General features: G+C 67.2%; 2 protein-coding genes. Both read right to left on the bottom strand.

The window, feature by feature from the left end; all coding sequences use genetic code 11:
• Positions 1 to 1,163, bottom strand: a 1,163-nt coding sequence (locus ACZ6ZN_RS33080; RefSeq protein ID WP_469651916.1) for a trypsin-like serine protease, incomplete at its 3' end; no start/stop codon positions are given.
• A gap of 314 nt (positions 1,164 to 1,477) precedes the next feature.
• The coding region (locus ACZ6ZN_RS33075) for an FG-GAP repeat domain-containing protein (protein WP_451880391.1) at positions 1,478 to 1,898 on the bottom strand (421 nt) is incomplete at its 5' end.

The raw sequence follows: 1,898 nt of genomic DNA, 5'->3' as shown, positions 1-1,898 counted from the left end.
GAACCGTCCCCCGAATCCCACTTCCTGACCGGCGCACCGATGCCCGTACCGGTGGAGGTGAAGGTCCACAGCGCCGTGTGCCCACGCCCGTCGGAAGTGTTGGGATACTTGTACAACACGCCCACGTCGGACTTGCCGTCACCGTTGAAGTCACCCGACACCGGCGCGGAACTGTCCCAGTCCCAGGAGCCGGTGCCGGAGTCCCAGGCCTTCACGGGTGCGTTGAATCCGCTACCGGTGGAGGTGAAGGTCCACAGCGCGGTGTGTCCACGCCCGTCGGAGGTGTCGGGGTACTTGTAGAGGACTCCCACGTCGGCGAGGCCGTCACCGTTGAAGTCGCCGGACACCGTCTTGCTGAGGTTCCAGTTCCAGGAACCGGTGCCGGAGTCCCACGCTTTCACCGGTCCGTCGAAGCCGCTGCCGGTGGAGGTCTGCAGCCACAGGGCCGTCCGGTTGGCGCCGTCGGCGTTGGTCCCTGAGTTGTACAGGTAGGCCAGGTCGGACTTGCCGTCCCCGGTGTGGTCGGTGACGCGACTGGCGACGGTTGAGGCCACCCAGGTGCCGAGGTCGTCGACTCGGGTGTCGACGGCGCCGGTGCGGGTCTCGGTGGGATCGATGCCGAGGCATCCGCCCTGCCAGGAGCGGGAGTTGACGGCGACGAGTTCGGTGGTGCCGTTGACGGTGCGCAGGGCGGGCCCGCCGGCGTCTCCCTTGCAGACGGTCGCACCGTCGGAGCCTTCGAGGTCCACCGTCGAGCCCGTGGTGGACGTCACCGTGAACGTGCCGGTGTGCAGCTTGTCGGGCACCCACTCGGTCCTGGTGCGCCCGAACCCGGCCTTCGTCAGCTCCTCCCCCGCGGCCGCGGGCGTGGTCGCCAGCCGCACGGGCTTGACGGCAGGATCGGTGATCCGGGTGGCGAGCCTGACCAGGACCAGGTCACGGTCGGCATGCGGAACCAGCCAGATGGCCTTCTGGACACTCCCACCGGCCTGGGTCAGGTCCGTCCGCCCCACGGTGACAGTGGTGGTCACGGCGGGCTTGCCCGCCGTCAGCTTGCCGTCCGCGGCGAAACAACTGGCCGCGGTCAAAACCCACTGCTGGTCGACAAGAGTGCCGGTGCAGGCGGCCTGCTCACCGACCTCGACCTTCGCGACAGAAGTCATCTGCGCCGGCGCGTCGACTCCGCCCAGCGCGACAGCCGACGTGGTGGTTGCCAAAGTGGTGAGGGCGACTGCGGTACTGGTCGCCCAGGTCGCTCGGGAACGTCTTGCGGTCATGGGGGTCCCTGGGGGTGAAGTGTGGTCGGACAGCGGCCGGTGGCCACAGCGCCTGGCGAGACCGCCCGCCGCACCGGAACGCCGATGCGGGGCGATCGCCGTCGAGTTCGGTTTGCGGTGCGGCGGGCGGGGGCGCGCAGCAGGTGTCAGCAGTGGCCGTGACCGTCTTCTCCGGCGTGGTGCCAGAGGGAGCGCTCTTCTCAGAGGGTGATCATCACGGTGCCGCCGTCGAAATAGGTGCCCATGTTCTTGCGAACGGCGACCTTGCCGTCGGCGATCGTGTGGACGAACAAGTCGGCCTTGCCGTCACCCGTGGCATCGCCGAAGCGGAGGCGGCCCATGTCGGTACCGGTGACGAAACGTCCCCAGCCCGCACTCCAATGCGTGCCACCATCGAAATACGTGCCCATGTTCTTACGCACCGCGACATTACCGTCAGTGCCATGAACAACGAGATCGGCCTTGCCATCACCCGTGACATCGGCGAAGTAGAGACGACCCATATCAGTACCGGTGACGAAACGCCCCCAGCCCGCACTCCAATGCGTGCCACCATCGAAATACGTGCCCATGTTCTTACGCACCGCGACATTACCGTCAGTGCCATGAACAACGAGATCG

It is taken from the genome of Streptomyces sp. NPDC053665 (genome assembly GCF_055585285.1).
The sequence above is the reverse complement of the archived record's forward strand: the minus strand, read 5'-3'. Positions and strand labels throughout refer to the sequence as shown.